The organism is Mesorhizobium sp. P2_E7, assembly GCF_056403855.1.
On sequence record NZ_JBFUER010000002.1, the window covers coordinates 443,729 to 468,894 of the forward strand.

The window sequence follows — 25,166 nt, forward strand, 5'->3', positions numbered from 1 at the left end:
TTAAACGCAAATCAGGACAGGAAATGCACCAATGACAACGATTGTCGGATACGCTCGGGTGTCCAGTACCGGACAGAACCATGCGACGCAGGTTGAGCGGCTGAAAGCAGCCGGCGCCACCAAGATATTCAGCGAAAAGCAATCCGGCTTGGACAAGGATCGGCCGGAGTTGGCGCGCTGCCTGGACTACGTTCGCGAAGGCGACACGCTCGTCATCACCAAGCTCGACCGACTTGCGCGCTCCACCATACACTTGCACCAAATCGTCGATGATCTGGCGGCCAAGGGTGTCGGCTTCAAGGTGCTCGACGACAGCGGCGTGGACACCACCACGCGCACCGGCAGGCTGGTGTTCGGTATCCTGGCCAGCGTCGCCGAGTTTGAAACGGCCTTGCGTAAAGAGCGGCAGATGGAAGGCATCGCCAAGGCCAAGGCAGAAGGCAAATCGGGCGGCCGGCCTGCACTGCTGACAGCCGAGATCGTCGAGCAGATCAAGCAGGCCCGAGCGGACGGTTTGTCGATCCGCGCGACGGCGGCGCAAGTCGGCTTCTCAAAGGCAACGGTACAGAAGGTGCTCGACGGTTCGCGATCCGTCGATTGAGCGTTTGAACGACAAGCGTCTCCCCATTCCATTTTGACCCGAAATGGAATGTTTGTTCCTGCGCGGACCGAGCCCTAGGGACGCTGTCGACTAAATCTTCCTGCGCGTGCGCGAGGTGATGTTCAAATCGGGGTGAGCGAAATGAGCCGCTCGGTTCGATCTAATGGTTCGCTCCTCGCGCTCAGTGAGCTTCGACCCAATCCTTCGCTTCTCGGTCGAAGCGCCAAGTTGCCATAGGCCCCGGCTTCTCAGGGTGGCCGTCGATCTGAACATCGGCTGCGATGTTCTCCACAGCGAGCTTTTCGCCGTGCAGCTTCGCGTACGCTAAATCGCGAAGGAATGCCAGATTGGCAACCGGCACGCCGTCGACCAGAACGGAATATCTCATCTACAAGGTCTCCATGTCCTAATAGCCGATCACGTACCGGATCAACAGCACTGCCAGCCAGAAGACACCGACCAGCGACATTAGCGCGACGAAATCGCTGTTTAGCTTGTCGAACAGGTTCATGCGACGACGGCGGAATGGATAGGGGCTGCTCTGGTAGCGCGGCTCATCCTTGTATCGCTGCCAAGCGAGCCCAAGCTGCGACTTCGGAGCGACGGCAGGCGACCCGCCACCCTTTCCGTGGACAGATCGACCTCGATTTCGCAATCTCTTCGACAAGCGGTTCATCGACCATCCGCTTTTTGTCCAGCATGCCGTGCGTCTGCATATTTACTGCCACACCCGATAACCCGCATTCGCCAAATAGGCCAGGGTGGGAGGGGTATTTTGCCGTACCTGAAAAAGTGCCCCTTTCGCTGCCGTGCCACCCCCCGCACCCCTATATAGGTGGGGTGCGGCAGGGGTTTTGCCGTACCTTGCCGTACCTGTGCCGCACCTGAGTGCGGCAAGTGCGGCACATTCGATTTTCATCGATCTTCTACGGCGTCGTCGGAACCTGCGTAGCAGTCCTTAAGCTCCCGCTTGGCGTTTTTGCGCGGCTCGATTTTGATGCCGCCGGGTGCCTTCAACCACATAGTGAGAATGGCTCTCACCTTGGCCCTGGCGGCATTCTGTTCCGTGGTCCGCGCTTTGGCCGACAAGCCGACGCCGATGTCGACGCCGATGACGGACGCGACCGCGCGGCCACCCCATTCGGGCGATTGTTCATTCACCAGATAGTTGCTTTCCGTGAATAGCGCCCTGACCTTGGCAAGGTGCTCCGGCGTCACGTCGTCGAGCTGGTTAGGCTTCTGCCACCGATCGACTGTGCCGACGTCATCGCCATTCGGCAGCGGCACCGACACAAGCTGAAACCAATCCCTCTTGCTGGTCGGCGGGGGCGCCATATTGGGCTTGTCGTCCACCATAGAGAAAAAGAAACGCGGCTCGGAAATGCCGAGATTGGCGGCGTCTGCGGGCGTCATGCGGTTGATGACGCGAACACCACGGCATGCGTCGACAAAAGCACTGCCGCCGCGCGCGCTTTCCGCCGAAGCTTCCTCGCCGCCAAGCTTGCGAGAGTGATGCACCAACTCGACGGCGCAATTGCCAACGTGAGCGACGCGCGCCCACGCCTTGACGGCGGCGTCCATCGCGGCGTTGTCATTCTCCGGCAGCGCATGGCTGGAAACGAAGGGATCGACGATAAGCACGTCTATTCCCTTCGCGCGGATTTCGGCCACCAGGGCGTCAACGACCGGCTCAAGCACCTTGATGGTGTCTTTCACCTTGCGGGCGATCACAAGCGGCGTGTCGCGCCCCGAGTTGACGAACAATTGGCCGTCGAGCGCTGCGGGCTCGATGCCGTGGTACTGGACAGCGGCGGCAATGCGTCGCCTGATTTCCACCTCGGGGTCTTCAAGGTTCCACAACCAGACCTTGAACCCTGCCGGGTTCGGATCGCCGCCGATAAGGTCGCGACCCGTGCCCATCGAAAGCGCCTCGACGATCGTCATGGCCGTCTTGCCGGTGCCGCCGGGGGCTACAGTGCCGGTCACATAGCCGCGAATGTAGTGCTTGCCGAACAGCCATTCACGCTTCGGGATTGTTGCGGGATCGATCCAGACAAACGGCGTGGCGCTGATGCGAGGTGCCGCCGTGCCGCCGTCCTGCTCCGCCCTTGCCTTCGCGTTCGCTGCGGCGGTGCGGATCATCGCCGGCACATCCAGGCCAAGCTCCTGGCACAGTTGCAGCTCGGCGTCGTGCTCTGCGTCCAGGTCGTCGAACTCGTGGTTGATTGCCGCGACGCCGGGGCTGTTTTGGCCGTACTGGTATGCATTGGCCACCTTGACGGCCAGGTCATCAAGCTCCCACGGCGGGCTGCACCTCGGATTGTAGTGCTCTGCCATAAGCTCCAGCGCCTTGTCCTCGCTAATGCCCATGTCGCGCACATCGGCGGCCACGGCATACGTCTGAGCGTCGCCGCCGCTGCCTTCTACGGCCGGCGTCGCATCGTGGGCGAGGTAGCGGCTGGCAAGCGTTACGGCTGGCGACGTGTCCAGCTCCAGGCCCTTCGGCGCCTTGCGCGGCTCTGCCTTGGTCTTGGTGGCGAGGAAGGCGTCTATCAGCCACTCCGGCATGTCGATGATGGGCGCATCAAGGACGCGATACGGTTTGCCGTCGATCTTCGATCCGGCGCCGACGACGAGATTGCCGGCCGCTCGGATGTCGATCCCTTCGCCAAGGGCGCCGACGTTGCCGGTCATGGCCGCCACATGAGCAGGCACGCGGTAGAACAGGTGCATGCCGCCGGAGGGCGTCGCCACGGTCAATGTCTTGCTGCCAGCCAGCGTCGTGCCGTGTCCCTCGGCGAAGGCGGCGAGAGCCTTGCCGCCATCCTTGCCGTCTTTACGGTCGAGGTCGACGACGATGATGCCCGACGCGCCGCCGGTGGCTATGCCGATGTTCGGCGGATTGCTGCCGCCGAACCATTCCAGGATCGTCACCTCGTCGGTCGTGGCCTCTTGCTGCCAGCCCGCTTTCAACGGCGGCTTGCCATTGCGCACACAGCGGAACACCGGCCCGATGGATCGCGAGCACCACAATGCGAAATCGACGCGGGATGCTTGAAGCTCAGGGGCGGAAACGATAGAATTAAATGCATCAGACATTTTCATATTTCCTTCGGGAGCCCGCCGCACTTTTGGCCAGTGTCGGCGGGTTTTCTCTTGAGGGGAGGAGGTGAAGCGGTCGCCGCCTTGAACCGCCGGTACGCCGGGTCTGACAGAGCATCCCTGGCCAGCCGCCGATAAGTCTCATCCGGCAGTGCCCAAAGCACCTTGCAGCCGCCATTGACGATCGTCTTGATGCCAAGCGCGTCGTGCGCCTTGCCGACGTCGCTCGGATGGATGCCGGCCTTCATGGCCTCGCGGATCACCTCATCGGCCGGCAGTTCGCGGCAGAACAGGTAGTTGTAGACGAAGGTTTCGTCGTAGGCTTTGACGCTGCTGTAGTTGTCGCCGCCGCTTGCACGGGTGCGCGCGTATGCGCCTTCTGCCTCCGCCCATGCGCGGTGCGCCCATCGTTGCCCGGCTGCCCTGGCACCATGCAAGGCGTCCGACATGATCTTGTCGACGACGGCGCTCATGCTGCCCTCCCTGCCGGCACTGCCACGCCCGGCTGCAACATCCACAGCCATTCCCCATCGCTGTCGCGTGTCGCTACAATGCCGGCTTGCCTTCTCGCCGCAACGATCGCGCGCCATTTGATGCCGGCCTGTCGGGCCATGCTTATGGCGCGCGGGAGCCGCAGACGATGATCGGTTCGCGTGATAAGGATGTTGAGCAGGAAGTTCTCCGCCCCCTCGATCTCCGCCGGTGAGGGCGGAGTGGCGTCTATGTTGGTCATGCCAGCACCTTGGCCGGCTCGTCGCAAGCTGACAGTTCCCAGGCCAGGAGATCGCTGGCGCGGTATCGGATGCGTCCGCCGGGCAGCTTGAGGGATTTCGGACCCTTACCCTTGGCGATCATGTTTCGGAGAGATTGGGGATGGTAGTTGTACCGCCTGGCGACTTGCTCGGTCGTCAGGAGCGGGTCGAGTTCGAGCGCTTCCATAGCGGTCATGGCTGTTGCCTTTCGCGTCGCTGGCCAGCGCGTGCGCAGGGCACACTTCGGCCGTGGATTGGTTTTTGTGGATCACGATCACCCTCAACGGCTATTGGCCGGAGGTAACATTGACAGCGGCCGGTTCGGGATCGCTCGGCGGCCACTCGCTGCAAGGCGCTCTATAAGCATGCGTCCCGTTGATACGTCGGGAGCCTCTGAGCCCTAGACGTATAATTAGATCACGTTTGGGCAGGTTTGGCAAGATTAAAGCAAGGACCATGCCAACTGGAAGCGCTTGGCCAGATGACTAGTTGCTCCACTGCTGGTCGCATACTGGTCTCTGCTTACCCCCGCGCGAGGCTGCGGGTTCTGTAGTGGGCCGCCCCATCGCGTTTAAACACAATCAGGCCAGCCGCGTCGGCTCCGAGGCCGCGACGTGAGTCGCCCAGGCGTTCAAGGCCGCCCGGCGCTCGGGCAGATAGAGCGCCTTGTTATAGACGCCCGCAACACCAGCCTTGGCCGTACCGGAGACGTGGTTGACGACGGCCTCGACCACATGCGGAGCGACGCCCTTTTCGTTCATTCCCGTGACCATTGTTCGCCGCAGATCATGGCCGGTCCAGCGCGGCAGGGCAGGACGGCCAAGGGCCTTGGCTACAGCGGTCACACGGGCGTCAAGGTGAACCTTAGCCTTGCTGAAACCTGACACCGGTTCCTCGCCGCCGCTGCCCGAAAAGACAAATGGCAAACGCTCCGCCTTGCCGCCGTCCCGCTTCGCCACCACCTCCGCCAGCTTGCGATCGGCATCGGCTTGCACCTTACGCCTTTTCAGGATCGTGACGACGGCCGGTGACAGCGGCACGATATGCGGCAGGCCATTCTTGGTACGGCTACCCGGCAAGTCCCATATCGGTTCCTTACCGTCGAGGTCGCGCAGCTCACTCCACATCATGCCGGCAACCTCGGCGCGCCTCTGCCCGGTGAGAGCGAGCACAAGGAAGAAATCGCGCCATAGATCGGCCAGGGGTGGCGCGTCGTTGAGGCCGTACATGACGCGGAGCGTTGCGTCGTCATCGCGGAGCGCCGCCGCCACGATGGCTAGCTCGTCGTCGGCCAGGGCGCGGTCGCGTTTGGTGTTGTCGTGCCGCATGCGCAACCGGTCGGTCGGCGCCTGGTCGATCAGGTTGCCTCGGTCGGGATCGGCGCACCAATTGAAGAACACGCGGAGATAGGCGACCGCCTTGTTGGACGCGGCGAAATGCTCGCGAGCATCGAGCTTGTCGAGAACCGCCGTCACGTCGGCGCGGCTGATAGAGGCGAGCTGCCGCCCCTTCCAATCGACCACGTCGGGACCGTCGAGGAAGGTGCTGTAGTCGCGATATGTGTTGGCGCTGATATGCGCCTTCCGATCAGCGAGGAACTTCTCCACCGCCGCGCCGAACGTGCTGGCTTCAGCGGCGGCGGCCTCACGCTTCGCCTCGACAACGGGATCGGCGCCACGCTCTGCGCTGGCCTTGAAGGCTCGCGCCTTCTCGCGCGCCTCTGCCAGTCCAAATTGAGTCGTGTAACGGCCAAGGGTCATGCGCTTGAGCTTGCCGCCCACTCGGTCAAAAACGAAGAACGTCTTCCGCCCCTTGGAGGTGACGCGGACGCCGAATGACGGCAACAGCGTGTCGAAATAGTCGACTTGGCCAGTGGGCGGAGACTTGAGGGCGCGAACGGTGGCGTCGGCGAACTTGATTTTCGGCATGGTCGTTACCTCTGGTCGAAAAGGTAACAATAGGTAACAAGATCGCCAGTTATGGACAAGTATGCATATCGATGCCTTTCGAACCGTTTTCCGCAAAATTTCTTACAAGTCAGCCATTTAGGTCGAAAGCGAGTATGCATCAGTATCGATATCGGCGCCCTGGCACATCATTCGTAATGATGGGGTCAGGTGTTCGAGTCACCTAAGCGGCACCAGTTCCCTACCCGACGCAAGCGAGCGACGACCGCCGCAAACCAAGACACGTCACTCCCTGCGCAAACGCCTTCCTGTCTGCGTCGACATGCGCCATATGGCCGCCGCCACACGTGCGGATATCTCCGGTTGTCAGCTCCCGCACCGGGATTGTCGCGCCATCGGGAAGGATTGCGTCGTCAGACGCTTGGCTATCGATTATGCTGCATCGCGTAAAATCGACAGTTTCGATTTTCGCCGACTATTCGAAAATACAGACCTCAATCACTAAATATATATCATGAGTTATTTGGATATTCTACGGAACACATCTAGAAACCAAGATCCTATACACGCAACTAAATCAAGACTTTCTTATGCGATACTACTCTTTCGATGACGCAGCGCGAGAAAGGCCGCCAACGACACAGCGCATTTACGTATCGTATCCATTTTTTAGCATTCGCTCACATAAATATTACAGTTCGGTAGATATTTTGTGTTGCACCGCACCATTGCCTGTTTACACCATTTCCTGGGGGATTCAGTACCGGGACGTGCGCCGTGGAGGAGTCCGCCAAGTTGACCTATCAGACCGGCGGAAATGGCTGATGGCGGTCGCGCGCGACAATCAGCTGGACGCGTTGCGCGCCATCGCTGTCACGATGGTTCTCTATTCTCATTTCCTGGCACCCAACGGGTCCTCCTTTTGGGGCCATATCGGCGTGCGGCTGTTCTTCGTGCTGAGCGGCTTCCTGATCACCCGACTGCTGCTCGAAGCCCGCGCCGCGGCCGAATTCGAAGCCGGCCCTGCATTGAGATCCTTCTACATCAGGCGTGCGCTGCGCATATTCCCGCCGTATTTCGCCGTGCTCGGATTCGTCTGGCTGACCGATCTGGAGCAGTCCAGCGGATCGCTCGTCTGGCATGCGCTTTACCTGTCGAATTTCTGGTACGCGCTGCGCAACGAATGGACGCCCTGGCTGCTCTGCCATTTCTGGAGCCTGAGCATCGAGGAGCAGTTCTACATCGCCTGGCCGCTGGTCGTGCTTCTTGCACCGCGCCGGCGCGTGGAAGCGATCACTATCGGTGTCATCCTGTTGTCGCTGGCCTATCGCTTCTACTGGCCGATCACCGCCACCCCGGCGCTGGCGCGCGACCTGCTGCCGCCGGCATCAATGGATGCGCTGGCATTGGGTGCTTTGCTTGCCTGCCGGCGGACCAGAGGCGTTGGCCTGCCGCAATGGATGCGGCTAGGCTGGCCGGTCCTTGCGGCCATCTTCCTGGCGATTGAGTGGCTTGTCCCGGCGCCGGCCGACCCCATGCTGGAATGGGCCCGCTGGGCGCTGCTGCAGATCCTGCCCCTGGTGCCGCTGGTGGCCGTTGTCGCCGCCTGCTCAGCCGGCCTTGGCGGCGTGCTCGGCAGGGTTTTCGAACTGCCGCCACTGCTGTCGCTGGGTCGCATCAGCTACGGCGTCTATCTCTATCATCCCATCCTTCTGTCGCTCGCCGTCAAGTCACAGCCGTGGATTCCGCTCAATGTCTCGGAGCAGGGGCCAGGGCGGTTCCTGATCGCGAGCGTCGCCACGATCGCCGTCGCTTCGATCTCGTGGACGGTTTTCGAAAAGCCGCTCAACGGCCTCAAGCGCCGCTTTCCCTATGTCGCGCGCGGCCGCTCCCAGGCACGCGCCGGCGATGCCGGCCGGCTCGGCAGGGCGGCGGAAGCCTATCCGGGCGGATCCCCCGACGGTCGCGCCGCGCTCGATCTCCAGCCAACGGATGCGCAAAGATGACCGCCGCGCCGCTCGTCTCCGTCCTGCTGCCGGTCTACAATGCCGGGCCTTATCTCGCCGCTGCGCTGGGGAGCATACTGCGGCAAGACTACGATCGCCTGGAGGTCATCGCTATCGATGACGGGTCGACTGACAATTCGCTCGAGATCCTCGAACGATACCGCCGGGCCGACAATCGCGTCTCTGTCATCTCACGTGAAAACCGCGGCCTCGTCGCCACCCTCAATGAAGGGCTGCGACTGGCCGAGGGCGAGCTGGTTGCGCGAATGGATGCGGACGATGTCGCCTATCCCTGGCGCCTTTCTCGCCAGGTGGCCCTGTTCGAGCGGCGGCCCGAGCTCGGCTTCAGCGGCGCCTGCGTCGATACCTTGCTTCACGGCCGTATCGCCAAGGGCAGGCTCGACCCGGTGTTCCGGCTCGGCCGGCTCGACATATTGTCGATGTTCTTTACGATATTCATGCATCCGACGGTGGTCTACAACCGGAAGGTGATAGGGAACGACGATCTCTACTACGATCCCGACTACAGGCACGCCGAGGATTTCGATCTCTTCAGGCGGCTTGCTGGCCGTTTCCCGGCGACCCTGTCGCCCGATAACCTGCTCGTCTATCGCATCCATGCGGGAAGCGTGACGATGCGGCATGCCAAGGAAATGCGCAGGACGCATTTGCGGATCGTGGCCGAAAATCTCAAGCGTGAGGGGCTCGCGGAAGCCACTGCTGATCTGCGCGACATCGGCGAGGCCGTCTCTTTCGACACGGTTGCGCGCGCAGCCGATTTCATCCGTGCGCTGGAAGACCGGATTTCCGCGCTGCCGCCCGACACACGGCCAAGCTTCGAGGCCGGCGCGCTGAACCTGTTCTATTTCCTCTACCAGCTCGTCAGCGACGAAAAAGAACCGCCGCTGACGCACGAATTGCTCACGCGGACAGCGAGATGGAACTTCATCCGGCGCCGCGAACAATATGCGCTGCGTCCCGGCGTCTGGGCGCCCTGGCTCAGCCTGGCCTCGATAGCGGCCGGAAAGCGGGCGGACGCGGTAGCGTACTTCTTCAAAACCACGCCGGCCGAAGCGGTGCTTGCGCGTTATCAGCGAGGACTGGTATGACCGACAGGCCCCACCCGCTCCTGCACGATCACCCGTTTGCGAGTGTGCCTGCCCCGACAACTCCCCGATCGGAGCGGCCGTCGTTCGAGGTCAGCTTCATCGTCTGCACGCGCGACCGCGCCGCCGTGCTGGAGGCCTGCATAGCGTCGATCCAGGCTGCATGCCGGGCCCACGCCGCCTTCGCGGCTGAGTTGGTGGTGGTCGACAATGGTTCACGGGACGGCACGTCAACGCGGCTGGCCGGTATCGCCGAAACGTCAGACATCCCGGTCACAGCCGTCTCGGAGCCCCGTCCCGGACTGGCCTCTGCCCGCAATGCCGGATTGGCGCGAGCACGAGGCCGCGTGCTGGTCTTCATCGACGATGACTGCAAGCTCGATCGCAATTATCTCCGCGATCTCGAGCGGCACTATCGGAGCGGCGAGACGTGGCTGATCCGCGGCGGCCGCGTCGAGCTCGGCGATGCCCGGGACCTGCCCTTCACCATCAAGCGCTGCGAGGCGCGCGAGCGGCTGACCCCGGCGGTCCACCCGGGCGGCTTCGTGCTCGGCTGCAACATGACCATGCACCGCGACGTCGCGGCCCGCATCGGGCCGTTCGACGAACGCTTCGGCGCTGGCGGCCCGCTACGCTCGGCTGAGGATACGGATTATCTCGTGCGGGCGATGCTGCTCGGCATGCCGGTCGAGTATGTGCCCGACATGACGGTCTTGCATCATCACGGCCGGCGAGACCGCAAATCGATCGACAGGCTGCACCGCGACTATAGCCTCGGTAACGGTGCGCTGTGCCTGAAGCATGTCCGCCGCGCCCCTTGGCTACTTCGCCATGTCTATTGGTCCGCGCGGGCGGCGTTCAAGGAACTGGCGGGCCGTCCTCGCTTCGACCGCGACCTCGATCTGTCGCACTGGCCTATTGTCGTCATGAACCTGGCAGGTGCCGCCAGATTTGCGCTGCTCGTCATGATGGGGTGGCCAAAACGGTTGCCGCTGCGCCAGGACCGGCAAGCCGGCGAAGCCAATGCGGAGGCCAGAGCGCGATAATGTCACTTGTTCCGTCAGCCCTGCCAATGCTGCGCCGCGCCCTTGGTGGCAGGCTGTTGCGGCTCGTTCCCGTCGTGGTGGGGCTCGGGCTTGCGGGCGCCGCGCTGGAAGGCCTCGGCATCGGCCTGATCATTCCGCTGCTCGGCATCATCATGGGGCGTGGCGGAACATCAGGCATGGCCGGTTTCTCCGCCCTCCTCCAGCAGGTTGGAGCGGACCTCGGCGAGCGCGAGCGGCTGATTGCCATTTCGGCCGCGATCCTCGGTTCGATCCTGCTGAAGAATGTCTTTGCCTTCGCCAACACGCTGCTGACCAGCTTCATCTACGGCAAGGCAGGCTATTCGATCCGCAGCGCACTGTCGGAGCAGTTGCTCAGGGTCGGCTACCCCTTCTTCCTGCAGCAAAGCCCCGGACGGCTGCTCAACATCATCTCCAATGAATCCTGGCGAGCGTCCGACGCTATCCAGGCCTTGCTCGGCGCGATCGTCAGTGCCTCGGCCGCCGTCATTCTGCTCGCCTTCCTCCTGCTCCTGTCCTGGCAGATGACGCTGCTGGTGACGCTGGGGCTGGCGCTTGTCCAGCTGGCGCACGGGATCTTGTCGTCCAATCTAAAGGCGCCGAGCCGCAGCGTCGTCTCGCGCAACAGCGCGCTCGCGTCGCAGATGCTGCATCTGGTGCATGCCGGGCGCCTGATCCGCATTTTCGGGCAGGAGAACCACGAAAAGGCGGTTTTCGCCAAAGCGTCCGACGGGGTGCGGCGGGCGGCTTTCGTGCTTTCAATCCGCCAGGGCGTCTTGCCGCCGCTGACCGAGGTGTTGCACGCCATGCTGTTCCTGGCGGTGGTAATTGGAGCCTGGCTGGCGAATGTAAGCTTCCCGCTGACCGTCGCCTTCCTCATCCTGCTCTACCGGCTGCAGCCTCATATGCGCGCCTTGCAGATGTCGTGGAGTCAGCTGCAAGGCATGAGCGGCTCGCTGGAGGAGGTGCAATGGCTGCTCGATCCTTCCGACAAGCCCGAGGCGCCGGCGGGCAGCTTGCCGTTCGACGGATTGCGCCAGGGGATCAGCTTCGATGATGTGAGCTTCGCCTATTCCGGTGCCCTGCCCGGCCCCGACGCGCGCGAGGCGGTGCTGCATCAGGCGGTGTTCGACATCCGCAGCGGCCGCTCGACGGCGCTGATCGGCCGCTCCGGTGCCGGCAAGACGACGATCGTCAATCTCCTGTGCCGCTTCGTCAAACCCGACAGCGGCAGGATCCTCATCGATGGCGCACCGCTCGGTGAAATCGACCCAAGGCAGTGGCTGCGGAACATTGCCCTGGCCAGCCAGGAGCTGGAATTGGTCGACGGCACCATTCTTGAAAACATTGTCTACGGCCACGACACGGCGTCGGCCAGCGACGCCATGCGCGCCGCAAGGCTGGCCGAGGCGCATGAATTCATCGAGCACCTGCCGCGGGGTTACGCGACACTTGTCGGATACCGGGGCGTCAACCTGTCAGCCGGACAAAGGCAAAGGATCGCCCTGGCGCGGGCGCTGGTGCGCGATCCCGATATTCTCATTCTCGACGAAGCCACCAGTGCGGTGGACGGGTTGTCGGAAGCCGCTATTGTCGAGACGCTGAAGTCGCGGGCCGGCCGCCGCACCACCATCGTCATCAGCCATCACCACAGCACCATCTCGTTCTGCGACGACGTGGTGATCCTGAGCCGCGGCCGGGTGAAGAAACAGGCACCCTTCGCAACGCTGGCAAAGCTCAGCATGGACGAGCTTTACCAACATGGAGCGGGTGAGTGATGGGGCGCACCCGTATCTGCGACGCGGCTTGCGCCCGGCGGCTCGCGGATCGCGATCAATCCTGCCGGCAAACCACCGCCGCGACGCATTCCCGATTGTGCACAGCAAGTGCCAGGGAGGTCAGGCAGCCTTTTTCTTCGCCAGCCTGGCCTTGATCGAGGCGACGTCGGCGCGCGGAGTCGCAGCGAACAGGGTCCTGGTGTAGTTGTGCTTGGGGTCGGCGAAGACCTCCTCGCGCGAGCCGTATTCGACGGCTTCGCCGAAATACATCACCATCACGTCGTCGGCGATGTAGCGCACGACCGACAGATCGTGGCTGATGAAGACATAGGTCAGCTGAAACTCGTCCTGCAGGTCGGCGAGCAGATTGAGCACTTGCGCCTGCACCGACAGATCGAGCGCGGAGACCGGCTCGTCGAGCACCAAAAGGCTCGGGTTCAGCATCAGCGCGCGAGCGATGGCGATGCGCTGGCGCTGGCCGCCCGAGAACATATGCGGGTAGCGATTGTAGTGCTCGGTTCCGAGGCCGACCTTCTTCAGCATCTTCATGGCGAGGTCGCGCCGCTCTTCGGCCGGCTTGTCGGTGTTGATGAGCAGCGGTTCGCCCAGAACATCGCCGATCTTCTGGCGCGGATTGAGCGAGCCATAAGGGTTCTGGAAGACGATCTGCACCTTGCGGCGCATCTCCTTGGTAAGGCCGTTCCTGGCGATGTCGACCTTGTTGCCGTCGATGAACAGTTCGCCGGACGTCGCCGGATCGATCAGCGTGATGATGCGGGCCAGCGTGGACTTGCCGCAGCCGCTCTCACCGACGATGGCCAGCGTCTTGCCCTTGTCGACGCTGAACGAGACGCCCTTGACCGCATGCACGGTGCGCGCGCCGCGAAACAGGCCGCCGCCGACGTGATAATCGCGCTTGATGTCCTTGCCTTCAACGACCTTGGTGCTCATCAGGCGACTCCGGCTGCCGGTTCGAACAGCATGTCGGAGACGGTCGGCAGGCGGTCGCCGACGGCGTTGTCCGGCAGCGCCGACAAAAGCGCGCGCGTATAGTTGCTCTTCGGCGATTCAAACAGCGACAGCACGTCGGCCTCTTCCATCTTGCGGCCCTTGTACTGAACGATGACGCGGTCGGCGGTCTCGGCCACGACGCCCATATTGTGGGTGATCATGATCAGGCCCATGCCGTATTTGACCTGCAGCGAGACAAGCAGATCGAGGATCTGCTTCTGGATGGTGACGTCGAGCGCGGTGGTCGGCTCGTCGGCGATCAGAAGCTTCGGATTGCAAGCGATGGCAATGGCGATCATGACGCGCTGGCACTGGCCGCCCGACATCTGGTGCGGGAACGAGTTCAGCCGTTCGGCCGGCTCGGCAATGCCGACCTGCGTCAAAAGCTCGATTGCCCGCTCGCGGCGCTGGGCCTTGTCCATGCCCATATGGAAGCGCAGCACTTCCTCGATCTGGAAGCCAACCGTGAAGCAGGGATTGAGGCTGGCCATCGGCTCCTGGAAGATCATCGACATGTCCTTGCCGACGATCTTGCGCCGCTCGGCCGGACTCAGCTTCAGCAGGTCGCGGCCGTTGAAGCTCATCTCGTCGGCAGTGACCGTCGCGGTCCACGGCAACAGGCCCATCACCGCCAGCATCGACACCGACTTGCCGGAGCCGGATTCGCCGACGATGGCCAGCACTTCACGTTCGTTGACATGCAGCGAGACGCCGTCGACCGCGCGGAACGGGCCGGATGCAGTCTGGAACTCGACGACGAGATTGCGGATGTTGAGCAGCGCCATCACGACCTCCTCAGCTTCGGATCGAGCGCATCGCGCAGGCCGTCGCCGACCAGGTTGATGGCCAGAACGGTGATGAGGATGGCGAGGCCGGGGAAGGTCACCACCCACCAGGCGCGCAGGATGAATTCACGCGCCGAGGCGAGCATGGTTCCCCATTCCGGCGTCGGCGGCTGGGCGCCGAGGCCGAGGAAGCCGAGAGCGGCCGCCTCGAGGATGGCGTTGGAGAAGGACAGCGTGCCCTGAACGATCAGCGGCGCCAGGCAGTTGGGCAGGATGGTGCGCAGCATGAGCCGGATATGTCCCGCGCCGGCAACCTTGGCGGCGACCACATATTCACGGCTCTTTTCGGCCATGACAGCGGCGCGCACCAGGCGCGCGAAATGCGGCTGCAGGACAAGCGCAATGGCCAGCATGGCGTTGAACAGGCCGGGGCCGAGGATGGTGACCAGAACCAGCGCCAAAAGCAGCGACGGGAAGGACAGGATCAAATCCATGACGCGCATGATCGCCACGTCGACCCAGCCGCGGAAATAGCCGGCCAGCAGGCCGAGCATGATGCCACCGGTAAGTGCCAGCGTGACGACGACGGCGCCGATCAGCAGCGAGAAACGCGCGCCATAGAGCAGGCGCGAGAGCATGTCGCGGCCGACCGCGTCGGTACCGAGCAGATATTCGGCGCTGCCGCCCGCCTGCCATGCCGGAGGCCGCAAGAAAGCGGTCTTGTCCTGAATGTCGGGCGCATAGGGCGCCAGCAGCGGCGCAAACAGCGCTGCCAATACCAGCAGGATGAAGACGAACAGACCGATGACGGCGCCGCGGTTCACCGAGAAATAGTGCCAGAAGGTCCTGAAGCCGGTCAGGCGATCAGGATTGCCGGCGGCCATCGGGGCGATTTCGGTCGACTGGCTCATCACGCTGCCCTAATGCGCGGGTTGATGACGGCATAAAGTACGTCGACGATCAGGTTCACCGCCATGACGATAAGGGCGATCAAGAGCAAGCCCGACTGCACGACGACATAGTCGCGCTTGGATATGGAATCGACCATCCACTTGCCGATGCCCGGCCAGGCGAAGATGGTTTCGGTGAGAATGGCGCCGGCGAGCAGCGTACTGACCTGCAGGCCGATGGTGGTGACCACCGGGATGAGCGCATTGCGCAGCGCGTGCACGCCGATGACGCGGGACGACGACAGCCCCTTGGCGCGGGCGGTCCGCACATAGTCCTCGCCCAGCACTTCGAGCATGGCCGAGCGCGTCTGGCGGGCGATCACCGCCAGTGGGATGGTGCCGAGCACAATTGTCGGCAGCACCAGATGGCTCAATGCCGAGCGGAAAGCATCCCATTTGCCGTAGAGCAGGCTGTCGAGGGTCAGGAAGCCGGTGATCGGCTTGATGAAGAACTGCAGGCCGATGCGGCCGGAAACCGGTGTCCAGCCGAGATAGCCGGAGAAAAAGATGATCAGCAGCAGGCCCCACCAGAAGATCGGCATGGAATAGCCGACAAGGGCTGTGCCCATCAGCCCCTGGTCGAACCAGGAGCCGCGCTTGACCGCGGCGAAGATGCCCGCGGGAATGCCCAGCAGCATGGCGAAGATCATGGCGAAGACAGAGAGCTCGATGGTCGCCGGGAAGAGCGTCATGAAATCTTCGATGACCGGGCGCTTGGACGAAATCGACACGCCGAAATTGCCGGTCGCGGCATCGCGGACATAATGCGCGTATTGCTGCCAGATCGGCAGATTGTAGCCGAACTGTTCCTTCAGTTCCGCGTAGCGCTCGGGCGACACGCCATGCTCGCCGGCCATGGCAAGAATGGGATCGCCGGGCAGCAGCCTGACGAAAGCGAAGGCACAGATGGTGATGCCGATCAGCGTCGGGAGCACCAAGACGATTTTGTTGAGGAGATATCGGAGCATCTTGAAAAGGGGGCGGCGCTTGATTGCGCGCCGCCCGCCTAACAGTTCTATTCGGCCTTGTCGACGCCGTCGAAGCGATGAATGCCAAGCGGGTCCATCATGTAACCGCTGACATTCTTGCGCACGACGGAGTAGACTTGGCTGTGTGCCATGAGGAAGGCCGGGGCCTGCTTCTGGAAGACAACCTGCGCCTCTTCGTAGAGCTTGGTGCGTTCGGCCTGGTCACTGGTCTTCTTGGCCTTCTGGATCAGGTCCTCGAAGTCCTTGTCGCACCAGCTGGAGTAGTTCGACACGCCGATGGCCGAGCAGGCGAACAGCGTGGCGAAAAAGTTGTCCGGATCGCCATTGTCACCGGTCCAGCCGATCTGGAAGGCGCCGGGGCGTTCCTTCTTCTTGCCTTCCTCGCGGTACTTCGTCCACTCGTAGCTGACGATCTCCGCCTTGACGCCGACCTTGGCCCAGTCGGCCTGGATCAGTTCGGCGGCGCGCTGGAAGTTCGGGTTGTAGGGACGGACGCGATCGGAGGCCCAGAGCTGGATCTCCTTCAGACCGGCATCGGCCAGTACCTTCTTGGCCGCTTCCGGATCATAGGCGTCGGACTTCACGTCCTTGTCCCACGACCACATGGTCGGCGGGATCAGGTTTACCGCAGGCGTGGCGCCGGCGTCCTGGAACAGCGCCTTGATGAGCGATTCCCGGTCGATCGCCTGGTTGAGCGCGTGGCGCACTTCAGGCTTGTCGAGCGGCGGGATGGTGGTGTTGTAGCTCATATAGCCGATGTTGAGGCCGGCCTGATCCATCAGGGTCACGTCGGCGTTGGCCTTGATCGTGCCGATGTCGGCAGGATTCGGATAGGGCGCGATGTCGCATTCGCCGGCGAGCACCTTCTGGATGCGGGCGGTCGCGTCAGGCGTGATGGCGAAGACGAGGTCGTCGATCTTTTCCTTGCCCTTGAAGTAATCCGGGTTGGCCGCATAACGGATGACCGAATCCAGCTGATAGTCGACGAACTGGAACGGACCGGTGCCGATCGGCTTGGTCGAGAAGTCGGCCATCTTGCCTTCCTTCTCGAGCTGGTCGGCATATTCCTTCGACACGATCGAGGCGAAGTCCATGCCGAGATTGGCCAGCATCGGCGCGTTCGGCTCGGTCAGCGTCAGCTTGACGGTCAGATCATCGACCTTTTCCCACTTGGCGACGTATTTCGGCATGTCCATGCCGGTGTAGTAGTCCCAGGTCAGGTTCGGCAGGTACTTTTCGCCGTTCCAGGGATTTTCCTTGTTGAACTGACGATCGAAGGAAAAGACGACGTCGTCTGCATTGAAGTCACGGGTCGGCTTGAAATAGTCGGTGGTTTGGAACTTCACGCCCGGATGCAGATGGAAAGTATAGACCAGGCCGTCGTCGGAGATTTCCCATTTGTCGGCGAGGCCGGGCTCGATCTCGGTGCCGCCATGCTTGAACTCGACCAGGCGCGAATAAACGGTACGCGACGAGGCGTCGAAGTCGTTGCCGCCCGTCGTGGTACCCGGGTCGAAGTTGGCCGGCGAGGCCTCCGAGCAGTAGACCAGCGTCTTGGCATTGGCCACGCCGCCGAGGACGCTTGCAGCCAGCAACGCGGCTGCAAAAGTCAGTTTCTTTTTCATTGAGCACTCCCTGATGTTCTTCCAAGCCCCTCTATCAGGCTCGCGAAGCGCGCATATAAGCACCGTTTTTCCGGCTTTGGAACACCCTGTTTGCCTACCCCACCGTAAGCAGAAAATATTTCTCGGCTTTTGCTCGATTTCAGAAAGAAATAGCAAAATCTGCTAATCACGGGATTGTTAACGACCGCATTTTTTCATTGATGACCGATATCGCTGGAACAATGATCCACGGGCCTGGGTCCCTCGTGCCCATCGCGACAAGCTAGTGCCTAAGGCAACAGCGCGGGACAGATTTTGACGGCAAATCTTTGCCGTCCTGCCGCTGGGGCAAGACTTGCACGGCCGCCGATAGTCGCAATAGATAGATGACACGCCGGATTTCCCGGGAATACGCGACGTCGCTGCAGCGGAGGACGCCTCACCATATAGAGGCGGTGCAGCATGGAGCAGGCAACGAACGACTGAGGGAGGCTAGAGGTGGCAAAAGCAACAAAGACAACGGCCCCGGCGAAAGCAAAAGCGGCAACCGCTTCAAAACCCGCTAACGCTGCCGCCAAGCCGAAAGCGCCACCGGCCAAGACCGCCGCCAAGCCTAAGGCAGCCAGCGCGCCGGCGAAGGCAAGCGCCAAGCCGGCAGCAAAACCTGCGGCGAAGCCCACGGCCGCGAAGACAGCACCTATTGCAAAGCCCGCCGCCAACCCTGCATCGAAAACGGCGGCGGCAAAGCCGGCGCCGAGCTCGGCCAAAAAACTGCCGAAGACACTGACGGCGCTTGCCGCAGGCCTGCCTGAAAAGCCGTGGCTCAAAAGCTATTCGAAAGTCGTTCCGGCCGAGATCGGCACCCTGCCCTACAGTTCGATCGGCGACTTCCTGGTCGGCGCCTGCAAACAGTTTTCCGGCCAGCCGGCATTCGTGTGCATGGGCAAGTCGATCTCCTATGCCGAGCTCGAGCGGCACTCGGCCGCCTTTGGCGCCTATCTGCAATCGAAGGGCCTGCAGAAGGGCGACCGCGTGGCGCTGATGATGCCGAATGTGCTGCAATATCCGGTGGCGATGATGGCTGTGCTTCGGGCCGGCTATGTCGTGGTGAACATCAATCCGCTCTACACGCCGCGCGAGCTCGAACACCAGCTCAAGGATTCCGGCGCGCAGGCGATCGTCATTCTCGAGAATTTCGCCAGCACCCTGGACGCGGTGATCGCCAGGACTGATGTCAAGCATGTGGTGGTCGCGGCGATGGGCGACATGCTCGGCGGCCTCAAGGGCACGATCGTCAACCTCGTCGTGCGGCGGGTGAAGAAGATGGTGCCGGCCTGGTCGCTGCCCGGCCATGTCAAGTTCAATGCGGCCGTGAAGGCCGGCGCCGGCATCGCCTTCAAACCGGCCAAGATGGAAGCAAGCGACGTCGCCTTCCTGCAATATACCGGTGGCACCACCGGGATTTCCAAGGGCGCTGTGCTGCTGCACTCCAACGTGCTGTCCAATGTCGCGCAGAACACGCTGTGGCTACAGGACGCTTACGCGATCAAGCCGAAGCCGGCGCATCTCAACTTCATCTGCGCGCTGCCGCTCTACCATATCTTCGCGCTGACGGTGAACGCGCTGATGGGCATGCAGCAAGGCGCCCAGAACGTGCTCATTCCCAACCCGCGCGATATTCCGGGCTTCGTCAAGGAATTGCAGAAATACCCGGCGCACATTTTCCCCGGTCTCAACACGCTGTTTAACGCGCTGCTCAACAATGAGGACTTCCGCAAGCTCGACTTCAAACCGCTGATCATGACGCTGGGCGGCGGCATGGCGGTGCAGAAGGGGGTTGCCGAGCGCTGGAAGGCGTTGACCGGCAACTCGATCACCGAGGGCTACGGGCTCTCGGAGACCTCGCCCGTGGCCACCGCCAACAGGTTCAGCGACAGCAATTTCACCGGCACGATCGGCCTGCCGCTACCGTCGACCGAGATCGCCATCCGCGACGACGACGGCAACAATCTGCCGCTCGGCGAAGTCGGTGAGATCTGCATCCGCGGGCCGCAAGTGATGGCCGGTTACTGGAACCGGCCGGACGAGACCGCCAAGGTGATGACCAAGGACGGTTACTTCAAATCCGGCGACATGGGCTTCATGGACGAGCGCGGCTACACCAAGATCGTCGACCGCAAGAAGGACATGATCCTGGTCTCCGGCTTCAACGTCTATCCGAACGAACTCGAGGAAGTCGTCGCCCAGCATCCGGGCGTGCTCGAAGTGGCGGCGATCGGCGTGCCGGACGAGCATTCGGGCGAAGTGCCAAAATTGTTCGTGGTCAAGAAGGACCCGGCGCTGACGGTCGAGGCACTGACTGCCTATTGCCGCGAGAACCTGACCGGCTACAAGCGGCCGAAATACATCGAGTTCAGGACCGAGCTGCCGAAGACGCCGGTCGGCAAGATTTTGCGCCGGGCGTTGCGGGAATAGTGGGGGATTCGCACGACGGCCGTGGCGATGGCGGGATCGCAGACGCGGGTCGACGTCTCGATCCGGCAACGTTCATCAAGGCTAACCTGCGGCTAGCGCCCGTTCCCGCGCTTCCTGAAATCCAGCTCTACACGGCCCATCCCGGCAGCGGCCTGAGGCGGCTTGTCGATCCGAACCAAGGCGCGGACGACGATGCCCTCGAGCCGGGTGACGTCTCGCCTGAGCCGCAGCCGCCCTACTGGGCCTATGCCTGGGCCGGCGGCGCTGTGCTGGCGCGCTATGTACTCGACTATTCGCAAAGCGTGGCCGGCCGCCGCGTGCTCGACCTCGGCGCCGGTTCGGGCCTCGTCGGCATTGCCGCCGCCAAGGCCGGCGCCAGCACGGTGATCGCCGCCGAGATCGACCGCAACGGGGTCGCCGCGATCGGCCTCAACGCCGCGGCCAATGGTGTCGAGATCACCATTGTCGACAAGGACATCACCCCTGGCCCGCCGCCGGCCGTCGACATCGTGCTCGCAGGCGACGTGTTCTACGGCCGTGAGGTCGCCCTGCGGATTATCCCGTTCCTCGACCGCTGCCTGGTAGCCGGCATCGCGGTGCTGGTCGGCGATCCCCGTCGCGTCGACCTGCCGCTGTCGCGGCTGCGGCTGCTCGCCGAATATCAAGTGCCGGATTTCGGCGACGTGAAGGGAGCTGTGACGAGGCCGAGCGGGGTGTTTTCGTTTGAGGCGGAAGAGCGCTGACACCCCCTACAAACCAAATCACTCGGAATGGCTGAGTCCGACCCTTTGCAGACGATCCTATGGAAGCTATAGTCCAGTCATGGGGTATCGGCTCGATATGGAAGCCTTGCTAGCCCCGCATCACTTTGATCAAAACACCCGCACCTGCCCACATCGACCCATCCCTGTTTTCGCAGTTTCGTTCGCCCAGTCGAGGTTCCGGCAATCCCGAGCCTATGACCAACCCCGTCTGGGCATGGGCAATTGAACACCGTCTCAGCGGTTACGGCCTAAACAAGACGTTCAACGGCCCCCGTTCAGAAGATGTCGGACCGTGCTGGAGCTTCAGCCGGTACGGGTGCACTGAGACCATGCTGCCCGACGGCCGCCTTGTCAGGATCGGCGGCGAGTATGAAGATCACTATGATGCGGACTTCTACATCTACAACGACGTGATCGTGCGTCATCCAGACGGCCGCATCGAGATTTTCGGCTACTCGAACAACGTGTTCCCACCCACCGATTTTCACACGGCAAATCTCGTTGATGACTGCATTTTTATAGTGGGGAGCCTGTCTTATCCAAGTATGCGTGGCCAAAAGGCGCAAGTGCTCGTTTTGGACGCAACGACCTATGCCATCGATCGCTTTGATTCGACTGGTGAAACTCCTCCGTGGATATACAAGCACACGTCGGAACTCGTGGAAGATGATAGCGCGCTCCTAGTCCGCGGCGGGCATATCTGCGGATCGCGATGGCCTGTAGTGGTCGAGAACATCGACGATTGGCGACTGGATCTCGATACCGGCCGCTGGGAACGCCTTACGAGGCTGGCTTGGCCACGATTTGCATTCGTTCGAGATGATGGTTGTCAAAATCATCTCTTTTGGCTTCGCCGCCGTCTTTCAGATCGCGCCAACGGCAGATCGGAGGATAGTAACGGTTTTCGAGCCAGGCATCTTCGCGATCTCGGCCCCAATCCTCGAATGGACTTACTCGAAACATTGTACACACCCGACCTGCCTCATTCGAAGATGCCTGAAGTCTCGGAGGAGCGTCGTGTCCATCGCCTGTGCGTCGAAGGCGTCACCGTGCGCTATGTCGAGGGTTGGCACGATATCCAGCTGACGGTGGAAGGTGTTCTTCCGGACCGGACTGTCGAGATGCTCCGTCTAGATCTGTTGACCAAACTGGCGGCGATCGAAAATTCGACCATCAACTGTATCCAGGTGATGGTCTAATAGGATTGCGGAAGGCGTCCGAAGTCAGGAAGCCGCCCCTCACACCGTCTCCTTGACCCGCGCTGACAGAAAGTCCGGCAGGTCGGCAACGGAATCCAGAACGACATCGGCGATCGTCGACAGCGATTCCCGCGTGCCGGTGCCGGAGAGCACGCCGACCGCCAGCCCGCAGCCGCCGGCGCGCGCCATCTCCAGATCGTGACGGTTGTCGCCGACCATGGCGATCTCACCCCTGGCCCACCGCCGGACGTCGACATCGTGCTTGCCGGCGACGTGTTCTACGGCCGCGAGGTCGCCCTGCGGATTATCCCGTTCCTCGACCGCTGCCTGGCAGCCGGCATCGCGGTGCTGGTCGGCGATCCCCGTCGCGCCGACCTGCCGCTGTCGCGGCTGCGGCTGCTGGCTGAATATCAAGTGCCGGATTTCGGCGACGCGAAGAGTGTGGCGACCAAGSCGAGCGGGGTGYTTTCGTTTGTGTCGGGAGAGCGCTGACGCTACAAAAAACCCTATCGCTGAATAGCCGGGTTCGACCGAACGCTGATTTGCGCCGACCCCGACGTGAACGACTGCTTTGCGCATCATTCCCGCCGTTCAGACCACCGTTGCTGCTTCCCGAAAGCTGCCGCCTGCGTGGTCGTTGCCACCGTGCGCGGCGATGAACATGGCGACGGCTGACCGGCAATAGGATTCGATTTCGTTGTCCTCCTCTGCTCTCGCCTCATCGAAGCGGGCGATAATCAGGAGATCGGATCCTTTGAAAAGCGCGGCAAACAAGCGGGCGGACCGGAGAGGATCGGGCACGTTCAGAACCGCCTTCGCGTGCAACTGACGCAACAAGGCCTCGATCTGGGCGATGACATAGGCGGGACCTGCTTCGTAATGGAGCTTGCTTAACGACTTTTGATTCGTCTTGTCGGCCATGATCATGGCTTCGACACTGCGGACGTCCGGGCTCAACAGCGTGCGAAGCAGGGATGATCCCACCGCCATGAGCTGATCTTCGGCCGAACCGTAGACGCCTTCAAAAAGGGCCTGTGGTGCAAACTGATGGCAGTGGGCCGCGATGGCCGCGCTGAACAGCGCCTCCTTGTTCTCGAAGTGCCGATAGATGCTGAGCTTGGATATCTTCGCCCGCTGGGCGACCTTGTCCAATGTCGTCGCTTGAAAACCCAATTCCACAAAGAGTTCGCCCGCGGTGTCGACTATCGTTTGGCCAAGCGCCTCGTTGGCGGGTCGACCGCGCCGGGCCTGACTGTTTTTTTCGGTCACGACAATTCCAGTCCTTGACAGTATCCTAATTATTGAATAACGATACCATGTAGTATCTGAAATATGCAAGCCAAAGAATGGATTTTACCCTGCCCCTCAAATCGAGTTTCTCTGGGCCGCTTTCGCGCCAGGCCCAGCCCAACCCCCTCCATCCGCAACACGGAGCCCATCACCATGGATGACGTCATCATCATCGGCGGCAGCTTTGCCGGCCTCGCCGCCGCCCTGCAGCTGGGCCGTGCCCGCCGCAAGGTCACCGTTCTCGATACCGGCCTGCCGCGCAATCGCTTCGCCGGCCACTCGCATGGTCTGCTTGGCCACGATCACAAGCCGCCGCTGGACATCCTGGCCGAGGCGCGGCAGCAGCTGGCGCGCTATCCCACGATCAGGCTGGTCAGTGCCCGGGCCGACAGCGTCTCCGGCGCCATCGACAATTTCTCCGTCCGCACTGGCGATGGCGAAAACCTCGGCGCACGCCGCCTGATCCTGAGCTATGGCATCGTCGACCAGATGCCTGATATTCCGGGCTTTGCCGAAGGCTGGGGCTCGGCCATCGTGCCCTGCCCCTATTGTGACGGCTTTGAAGTCGCCGGCCAGCATTGGGGCCTCGTCTGGTCAGGCCGGCAGTCGCACAATCAGGTCAGGCTGTTCCACGATTGGACCGACAGGTTGACGGTCTTCGCCGATGGTCACGACATTCCGCCCGATATCCGGGCCGATCTGGCGCGTCGCAACGTACCTGTCGTCGAGGGCAGGATCACCGGGATCGCCCATAACGGGCGCCTTAGCGCCACCGTCAAGCTCGACAGCGGCCCCAATGCTGCGGTCGACATCCTCTTCGCCCATCCGCGCAACAAGCCGTCCGCAAGCCTGCATGAATCACTGGGCCTCGCCACGGTCGATACACCCCTCGGCGTCGTGCTCAAGGTCGACGAGCGCCGCGAAACCAGCATGCCCGGCATCTACGCCGCCGGCGACCTCACCAACCCCCTCTTGCCCTCGGTCACCACGGCATCATGGCAAGGCGCGATGGCGGGCATCTTCGCCCAGCAGTCGATGCTGGCTTGAGAGCACAGATCCCCTTCTCCGGTTGCCGCGGGTATCAAATTCTGGGGTTGCGGGCCGGTGTCACGGAAAACCGCGCGGTACATCCGGCGCCTGACGAGCCGCACATGTCCAAAACCAGAAAGACCGAACCCAGCATCAGCATCTCTCCTCCGACCGCTCTTTGAGGAGCGGCAACCAAGAGCGGACAGACCGCCCCCGGCCTAAGAACGGACGTTCGGTACTTCGTCTCCCGATGTCAGCCAACCACCCATCTCTCCCAGTGACGGGAAAGCTCAGCTTGATTTGCGCTTACCCCAGCTTCCCCCCTCAAACCGTCTCCTTGACCCGCGCCGACAGAAAATCCGGCAGGTCAGCAACAGAATCGAGAACAACGTCGGCGATCGTTGATAGCGATTCACGCGTGCCGGTGCCGGAGAGCACGCCGATCGCCAGCCCGCAGCCGCCGGCGCGTGCCATCTCCAGGTCGTGGCGGTTGTCGCCGACCATGGCGATCTCGGCCCTGGCCCACCGCCGGACGTCGACATCGTGCTTGCCGGCGACGTGTTCTACGGCCGCGAGGTCGCCCTGCGGATTATCCCGTTCCTCGACCGCTGCCTGGCAGCCGGCATCGCGGTGCTGGTCGGCGATCCCCGTCGCGCCGACCTGCCGCTGTCGCGGCTGCGGCTGCTGGCTGAATATCAAGTGCCGGATTTCGGCGACGCGAAGAGTGTGGCGACCAAGCCGAGCGGGGTGCTTT

The 25,166-nt window shown here is 62.3% G+C and carries 23 protein-coding genes and 3 pseudogenes; 11 read left to right on the forward strand and 15 right to left on the reverse strand.

From position 1 onward, the window contains the following. The first annotated feature begins 31 nt into the window (after window positions 1-31). The gene (locus AC1DYC_RS19070; RefSeq protein ID WP_477408946.1) at window positions 32-601 is read left to right on the forward strand and encodes a recombinase family protein; all 570 of its coding nucleotides are present in this window, start codon (window positions 32-34) and stop codon (window positions 599-601) included. 181 nt (window positions 602-782) lie between these two features. Here the strand turns inward: AC1DYC_RS19070 and AC1DYC_RS19075 are convergent, their stop codons facing one another. The 7 genes from AC1DYC_RS19075 to AC1DYC_RS19105 form a co-directional block, all read right to left on the reverse strand. After that, window positions 783-989: a hypothetical protein gene (locus tag AC1DYC_RS19075; RefSeq protein WP_477408948.1), complete on the reverse strand. Its 207-nt coding sequence runs from the start codon at window positions 987-989 to the stop codon at window positions 783-785. An 18-nt stretch (window positions 990-1,007) separates the two neighbouring features. After that, window positions 1,008-1,277: a hypothetical protein gene (locus tag AC1DYC_RS19080; protein ID WP_477408950.1), complete on the reverse strand. Its 270-nt coding sequence runs from the start codon at window positions 1,275-1,277 to the stop codon at window positions 1,008-1,010. Between the two features lie 239 nt (window positions 1,278-1,516). Beyond that, the gene (locus AC1DYC_RS19085) at window positions 1,517-3,706 is read right to left on the reverse strand and encodes an AAA family ATPase (RefSeq protein WP_477409017.1); all 2,190 of its coding nucleotides are present in this window, start codon (window positions 3,704-3,706) and stop codon (window positions 1,517-1,519) included. Beyond that, window positions 3,703-4,176 carry a hypothetical protein gene (locus AC1DYC_RS19090; protein ID WP_477408952.1) on the reverse strand — a complete coding sequence of 158 codons (474 nt, stop codon included), beginning with the start codon at window positions 4,174-4,176 and terminating at the stop codon, window positions 3,703-3,705. The genes AC1DYC_RS19085 and AC1DYC_RS19090 overlap by 4 nt, the downstream gene beginning before the upstream one ends. After that, window positions 4,173-4,436 (reverse strand): hypothetical protein, encoded by a 264-nt coding sequence (locus tag AC1DYC_RS19095; RefSeq protein ID WP_477408954.1) that lies wholly within the window; start codon window positions 4,434-4,436, stop codon window positions 4,173-4,175. The genes AC1DYC_RS19090 and AC1DYC_RS19095 overlap by 4 nt, the downstream gene beginning before the upstream one ends. Further along, window positions 4,433-4,651, reverse strand: a complete 219-nt coding sequence (locus tag AC1DYC_RS19100; protein WP_477408956.1) for a helix-turn-helix transcriptional regulator — start codon at window positions 4,649-4,651, stop codon at window positions 4,433-4,435. The genes AC1DYC_RS19095 and AC1DYC_RS19100 overlap by 4 nt, the downstream gene beginning before the upstream one ends. A 385-nt stretch (window positions 4,652-5,036) precedes the next feature. Beyond that, entirely contained in the window at window positions 5,037-6,383 is a 1,347-nt protein-coding gene (locus tag AC1DYC_RS19105; RefSeq protein ID WP_477408958.1) for a tyrosine-type recombinase/integrase, read from the reverse strand. Between the two features lie 803 nt (window positions 6,384-7,186). Between AC1DYC_RS19105 and AC1DYC_RS19110 the strand changes: the two genes are divergently transcribed. From AC1DYC_RS19110 to AC1DYC_RS19125, 4 genes are read left to right on the forward strand one after another with little or no spacing between them, the layout of a single operon-like run. Continuing rightward, entirely contained in the window at window positions 7,187-8,368 is a 1,182-nt protein-coding gene (locus AC1DYC_RS19110) for an acyltransferase family protein (RefSeq protein WP_477408960.1), read from the forward strand. Next, window positions 8,365-9,477 carry a glycosyltransferase family 2 protein gene (locus AC1DYC_RS19115; protein WP_477408962.1) on the forward strand — a complete coding sequence of 371 codons (1,113 nt, stop codon included), beginning with the start codon at window positions 8,365-8,367 and terminating at the stop codon, window positions 9,475-9,477. Before AC1DYC_RS19110 ends, AC1DYC_RS19115 begins: the two co-directional genes overlap by 4 nt. After that, a complete protein-coding gene (locus tag AC1DYC_RS19120; RefSeq protein WP_477408964.1) occupies window positions 9,474-10,520 on the forward strand; it encodes a glycosyltransferase family 2 protein in 1,047 nt (348 codons plus the stop codon). Before AC1DYC_RS19115 ends, AC1DYC_RS19120 begins: the two co-directional genes overlap by 4 nt. Next, window positions 10,520-12,316, forward strand: a complete 1,797-nt coding sequence (locus AC1DYC_RS19125) for an ABC transporter ATP-binding protein (protein ID WP_477408966.1) — start codon at window positions 10,520-10,522, stop codon at window positions 12,314-12,316. Before AC1DYC_RS19120 ends, AC1DYC_RS19125 begins: the two co-directional genes overlap by 1 nt. A 120-nt stretch (window positions 12,317-12,436) precedes the next feature. On the opposite strand, the gene AC1DYC_RS19130 is transcribed toward AC1DYC_RS19125, so the two are convergent. Genes AC1DYC_RS19130 through AC1DYC_RS19150 form a run of 5 tightly spaced genes read right to left on the reverse strand, consistent with a single transcriptional unit; the run spans window position 12,437 to window position 17,676 of the window. Continuing rightward, entirely contained in the window at window positions 12,437-13,267 is an 831-nt protein-coding gene (locus AC1DYC_RS19130; protein WP_477408968.1) for a dipeptide ABC transporter ATP-binding protein, read from the reverse strand. Then, window positions 13,267-14,112 (reverse strand): ABC transporter ATP-binding protein, encoded by an 846-nt coding sequence (locus AC1DYC_RS19135; RefSeq protein ID WP_477233586.1) that lies wholly within the window; start codon window positions 14,110-14,112, stop codon window positions 13,267-13,269. Before AC1DYC_RS19135 ends, AC1DYC_RS19130 begins: the two co-directional genes overlap by 1 nt. Next, entirely contained in the window at window positions 14,112-14,996 is an 885-nt protein-coding gene (locus AC1DYC_RS19140; RefSeq protein WP_454588178.1) for an ABC transporter permease subunit, read from the reverse strand. The genes AC1DYC_RS19135 and AC1DYC_RS19140 overlap by 1 nt, the downstream gene beginning before the upstream one ends. 26 nt (window positions 14,997-15,022) lie before the next feature. Next, window positions 15,023-16,030, reverse strand: a complete 1,008-nt coding sequence (locus AC1DYC_RS19145) for an ABC transporter permease subunit (protein ID WP_025583791.1) — start codon at window positions 16,028-16,030, stop codon at window positions 15,023-15,025. Between the two features lie 47 nt (window positions 16,031-16,077). Beyond that, window positions 16,078-17,676: an ABC transporter substrate-binding protein gene (locus tag AC1DYC_RS19150; protein WP_477408970.1), complete on the reverse strand. Its 1,599-nt coding sequence runs from the start codon at window positions 17,674-17,676 to the stop codon at window positions 16,078-16,080. A gap of 477 nt (window positions 17,677-18,153) precedes the next feature. Here AC1DYC_RS19150 and AC1DYC_RS19155 point away from each other — a divergent pair, with 477 nt between their 5' ends. From AC1DYC_RS19155 to AC1DYC_RS19165, 3 genes are all read left to right on the forward strand, one after another. After that, window positions 18,154-20,130, forward strand: coding sequence for a long-chain-fatty-acid--CoA ligase (locus tag AC1DYC_RS19155; protein WP_477408972.1), 1,977 nt, complete (start codon window positions 18,154-18,156; stop codon window positions 20,128-20,130). After that, entirely contained in the window at window positions 20,130-20,873 is a 744-nt protein-coding gene (locus AC1DYC_RS19160; RefSeq protein WP_477408974.1) for a class I SAM-dependent methyltransferase, read from the forward strand. The genes AC1DYC_RS19155 and AC1DYC_RS19160 overlap by 1 nt, the downstream gene beginning before the upstream one ends. Before the next feature lie 350 nt (window positions 20,874-21,223). After that, window positions 21,224-22,093: a hypothetical protein gene (locus AC1DYC_RS19165; protein ID WP_477408976.1), complete on the forward strand. Its 870-nt coding sequence runs from the start codon at window positions 21,224-21,226 to the stop codon at window positions 22,091-22,093. Window positions 22,094-22,132: 39 nt separating this feature from the next. On the opposite strand, the pseudogene AC1DYC_RS19170 reads toward AC1DYC_RS19165, so the two are convergent. After that, window positions 22,133-22,321: pseudogene (locus AC1DYC_RS19170) on the reverse strand (HAD family hydrolase); the annotation flags it as partial. On the opposite strand from AC1DYC_RS19170, the gene AC1DYC_RS19175 reads away from it, so the two are divergent. Continuing rightward, window positions 22,292-22,585, forward strand: a complete 294-nt coding sequence (locus AC1DYC_RS19175; protein WP_477409021.1) for a hypothetical protein — start codon at window positions 22,292-22,294, stop codon at window positions 22,583-22,585. The pseudogene AC1DYC_RS19170 and the gene AC1DYC_RS19175 overlap by 30 nt on opposite strands. A 99-nt stretch (window positions 22,586-22,684) precedes the next feature. On the opposite strand, the gene AC1DYC_RS19180 is transcribed toward AC1DYC_RS19175, so the two are convergent. Then, window positions 22,685-23,368: a TetR/AcrR family transcriptional regulator gene (locus AC1DYC_RS19180; RefSeq protein WP_477409019.1), complete on the reverse strand. Its 684-nt coding sequence runs from the start codon at window positions 23,366-23,368 to the stop codon at window positions 22,685-22,687. A 168-nt stretch (window positions 23,369-23,536) separates the two neighbouring features. On the opposite strand from AC1DYC_RS19180, the gene AC1DYC_RS19185 reads away from it, so the two are divergent. Then, window positions 23,537-24,430 carry an NAD(P)/FAD-dependent oxidoreductase gene (locus AC1DYC_RS19185; protein WP_477408978.1) on the forward strand — a complete coding sequence of 298 codons (894 nt, stop codon included), beginning with the start codon at window positions 23,537-23,539 and terminating at the stop codon, window positions 24,428-24,430. Window positions 24,431-24,736: 306 nt separating this feature from the next. Here AC1DYC_RS19185 and AC1DYC_RS19190 read toward each other — a convergent pair. Continuing rightward, window positions 24,737-24,928, reverse strand: a pseudogene (locus tag AC1DYC_RS19190) (HAD family hydrolase); the annotation flags it as partial. Between AC1DYC_RS19190 and AC1DYC_RS19195 the strand changes: the two are divergent. Next, window positions 24,896-25,166, forward strand: a pseudogene (locus AC1DYC_RS19195) (methyltransferase); the annotation flags it as partial. The pseudogenes AC1DYC_RS19190 and AC1DYC_RS19195 sit on opposite strands and share 33 nt — an antisense overlap.